This is a genomic window from Micromonospora sp. 4G55 (assembly GCF_016803375.1).
Window position 1 is genome coordinate 1 of sequence record NZ_JAEVHN010000584.1, and the last position, 3,841, is coordinate 3,841.

General features: G+C 72.2%; 3 protein-coding genes. All 3 read right to left on the reverse strand.

Features of this window, described 5'->3' with window-relative positions:
• Positions 1-19 precede the first annotated feature (19 nt).
• The 3 genes from JNW89_RS30345 to JNW89_RS30355 all read right to left on the reverse strand — a co-directional run bounded on the left by JNW89_RS30345 (position 20) and on the right by JNW89_RS30355 (position 3,310).
• The gene (locus tag JNW89_RS30345) at positions 20-289 is read right to left on the reverse strand and encodes a hypothetical protein (RefSeq protein ID WP_238451689.1); all 270 of its coding nucleotides are present in this window, start codon (positions 287-289) and stop codon (positions 20-22) included.
• 132 nt (positions 290-421) lie between these two features.
• Complete coding sequence (locus JNW89_RS30350) at positions 422-1,141, reverse strand: TIGR03936 family radical SAM-associated protein (RefSeq protein ID WP_238451691.1); 720 nt, start codon at positions 1,139-1,141, stop codon at positions 422-424.
• Between the two features lie 183 nt (positions 1,142-1,324).
• Complete coding sequence (locus JNW89_RS30355; protein ID WP_238451690.1) at positions 1,325-3,310, reverse strand: TIGR03960 family B12-binding radical SAM protein; 1,986 nt, start codon at positions 3,308-3,310, stop codon at positions 1,325-1,327.
• Positions 3,311-3,841: the final 531 nt, after the last annotated feature.

Below are 3,841 nucleotides of genomic sequence, written 5' to 3' on the forward strand. Positions count from 1 at the left end.
CTTGGGCGGGGTGTCCAGTTCACCGGCGACCGGGGCCAGCACCTCGCCCTGGTGCGCCTCGTCGGTGGCGGACGGGGGCGGCCGCCGACGCCTCGGCGGGCGCCTCGACCTGCTCCGGCTGGTTCAGCGGGGCCGCCTTGCGCCGGGTGGTGCGCCGGCGCTTCGGCGCGGCCTCGGCGGCGCTGTCGGTGGCGGCACCCTCGGCGCTGGTGCTGTCGGTGGCGTCGGCGGTCTGGCCGGCCGGCTGTGCGCCGGTCCGTTCGCCGCCCTCGGGCTCGTTCTCGAGCATGGACGTTCTCCAGTTCTGGCCGCCCCGGGCGCGGGTGAGCGCTGCCACGCAGGGTTGCCGCAAAAGTGTTTCCGCCGGGCGCGCGAGGTGCGCGACCGCCGAAGTCTGCCTGCCTAGAGCACCGACCGTCGGTCAGTGCTCACCGATGGTTGCCCCGTCGCGGTCCGCGTCCAACGGATCCACGATCGCACCCTGCGCGGTCAGCGTGCCCTGCGCCAGCCGGATCACCCTCGGTGAAACCGGCGGCACCAGGTCGGCCACCACGCGGAGGCCGGAAAGGACGTCATCGGGCCGTACGGACGGGGTGACCTGCCGCACGACCAGTTCGAGTATCGCACACGAGGAGTCCGGTACCCCGGAAGGCGTCTCCGCGGGCGGCACCACATCGATACGCATGACGGCGGCCCGGGCGTCGAAGGTGCGCCGGCCCTGCTTGGTCATCCGCTCGACCTGGATCTCGTCGGCGGCGGTGAAGGCGGCGACGGCGCGGTGCAGCGCGGCCGGCTCGACCTCGGGCAGCTCGATGCGCCAGTGCGAGGCCTCGATCCGGTCGGCCAGGCTGCCGCTCGCGGCGATCACCGCGTCGAGCACGTCCAGCCCCGGCGAGAGCGCGGCGTCCAGCGCGGCGCGCAGTTGCTCCGGGTCGACCGGCTCGCGCAGGCCGATCTCGAGGTACTCCGCCTCGCTGGCGACGCCGGTGGGGGCCGCGCTGGCGTAGGAGATCTTGGGGTGTGGCGTGAAGCCCTGGGAGAAGGCGATCGGGACGCCGGCCCGGCGCAACGCGCGCTCGAAGGCCCGGGCGAAGTCCCGGTGCGAGGTGAACCGGAGCGGGCCGCGCTTGGCGTACCGGATCCGGACGCGCTGGACGACTGGCGCCTGCCCGCCCTCCGGCTGTGGTTTCCTGCTGATCGTCGTGCTCCTCGGTGTCAGGACCGGTCGGTCATGAAGATGCCACGGATGCCGGTGACAATAACTTCATGATCGCCGGGGCGGGGCGGGTGGCGCGCCCACGCGCGGCGCACCCGCCCCGTACGGTCACTGCTGGGCGCCGGTGGGGACCTTCAGGCCGTTGACCGGGGTGAGCGGGAGCAACTTGCGGCCGGTGGGGCCGATCTGGATCTCGGTGTCCATCGACGGGCAGACGCCGCAGTCGAAGCACGGGGTCCAGCGGCAGTCGTCCTGCTCGTACTCGGAGAGCGAGTCCTGCCAGTCCTGCCAGAGCCAGTCCTTGTCCAGGCCCGAGTCGAGGTGGTCCCAGGGCAGGACCTCCAGCTCGTCGCGCTCCCGGGTGGTGTACCAGTCCAGGTCCACGCCGAACGCGGGCAGCATCTCGGCCGCCGCGTCCACCCAGCGCTGGTAGGAGAAGTGCTCGCTCCAGCCGTCGAACCGGCCGCCGTTCTCCCAGACCTTGCGGATCACCGCGCCGACCCGGCGGTCACCGCGGCTGAGCAGGCCCTCGATCAGCGACGGCTCGCCGTCGTGGTAGCGGTAGCCGATCGCCCGGCCCAGCGAGCGATCCGAGTTGATCGCCTGCTTGAGGATCTTGAGCCGGTGGTCGATCACCTCGGGGCGCTCCATCGGCGCCCACTGGAACGGGGTGTGCGGCTTCGGCACGAAGCCGCCGATGGAGACGGTGCAGCGGATGTCCTTGGACCCGGTGGCGGCCCGGCCGGCCTTGATGACCTCGTGCGCCATGTCGGCGATCTCGAGGACGTCGGCGTCGGTCTCGGTGGGCAGGCCGCACATGAAGTACAGCTTCACCTGCCGCCAGCCGTTGGTGTACGCGGTCACGACGGTGCGGATCAGGTCTTCCTTCGACACCATCTTGTTGATGACCTTGCGGATCCGCTCCGACCCGCCCTCCGGGGCGAAGGTCAGGCCGGTACGCCGGCCGTTGCGGGACAGCTCCTGGGCCAGGTCGATGTTGAACGCGTCCACCCGGGTCGACGGCAGCGACAGGGACACGTTGGTGCCCTCGTACTGCTGGGCCAGGCCCGAGCACATGTCGCCGATCTCGGAGTGGTCGGCCGAGGAGAGCGACAGCAGGCCCACCTCGTGGAAGCCGGAGAACTCCAGCCCGTCGCGGACCATCTGACCGACGGTGGTGATCGAGCGCTCCCGGACCGGGCGGGTGATCATGCCGGCCTGGCAGAACCGGCAGCCCCGGGTGCAACCCCGGAAGATCTCCACCGCGTACCGCTCGTGCACGGTCTCAGCGAGCGGCACGAGGGGCTTCTTCGGGTACGGCCAGGCGTCCAGGTCCATCGTCGTGCGCTTGTGCACCCGGAACGGCACGTCCGCCCGGTTCGGCACGACCCGCTGGATCCGGCCGTCGGGCAGGTAGTCCACGTCGTAGAAGCGCGGCACGTAGACGCTCTCGGTGCGGGCCAGCCGCAGCAACAGCTCGTCGCGCCCGCCCGGGGAGCCCTCGGCCTTCCACTGCCGGACGATCGTGGTGATCTCCAGGACCGCCTCCTCGCCGTCGCCCAGCACGGCGGCGTCGACGAAGTCGGCGATCGGCTCCGGGTTGAACGCGGCGTGCCCGCCGGCCAGGATCACCGGGTCGGCGTCGGTGCGGTCGGCGGCGAGCAGCGGGATGCCGGCCAGGTCGATCGCGGTGAGCAGGTTGGTGTAGCCCAGCTCGGTGGAGAACGAGACGCCGAACACGTCGAAGTCGCGCACCGAGCGGTGCGCGTCGACGGTGAACTGCGGCACGCCGTGGGCGCGCATCAGCTTCTCCAGGTCCGGCCAGACCGCGTAGGTGCGCTCGGCGAGCACGTCGGGCAGCTCGTTGAGCACCTCGTAGAGGATCTGCACGCCCTGGTTGGGCAGGCCGACCTCGTACGCGTCGGGATACATCAGCGCCCAGCGCACGGTGGCCGCGTCCCAGTCCTTGACCACCGCACCCAACTCGCCACCGACGTACTGGATGGGCTTGGTCACCTGGGGCAGCAGCGGCTCCAGCCGGGGCCAGACGGAATTGGCCGCGGCGGGGCGCGGCGTCGTGGACGGGGCACTCATGATGCCCAAGGGTACGCGCCCGTCGGCCACCCACCACGCCGCACCGTCCGCCAACCCGGGACGGACCCGACCGGAGCGCACCCGCTGCCCCGCCCAGGTGAACGCCCTCCGCGCGGGCCCTCCGCCGCCACCGCCCGCTCCCGATGATCGAGTCGCATTCTCCGAGGCGACACGCCGTGCTCAGGCTCGGTAAATGCGATCGGATCTCAAGGTCCCCGCGACCACCCCGCCGGCGCCAGCCGCGCGGCGACCATCGCCCGCCCTCGGCACCGGCCAGCCCGAGCCACCGCTGCCGGAGCGCCCGGTCTGACCCGTTACGGCACCCTCACCCGGTGTTGCCCGAGGGCGACCGACGGTGGACGGGTTCGTCGCTGGTGGCATGCCGGTACTAACCTCGCTACCGGCGCGAGAGGAGATTGCCGCGATGCCGCAGCCGCAGCCGGGGGCGGACCGGCCGCCGACGGGAGCCCTCCGGTCACCGACGTCGGCCGAGAGCCGGCCGTCGCCGAGGAGCCGACCCCCTCGCCCGTA

Coding starts and splice junctions, on each gene's coding strand:
- JNW89_RS30345 (WP_238451689.1), bottom strand. CDS start 289: ATGCTCGAGAACGAGCCCGAGGGCGGCGAACGGACCGGCGCACAGCCG.
- JNW89_RS30355 (WP_238451690.1), bottom strand. CDS start 3,310: ATGAGTGCCCCGTCCACGACGCCGCGCCCCGCCGCGGCCAATTCCGTC.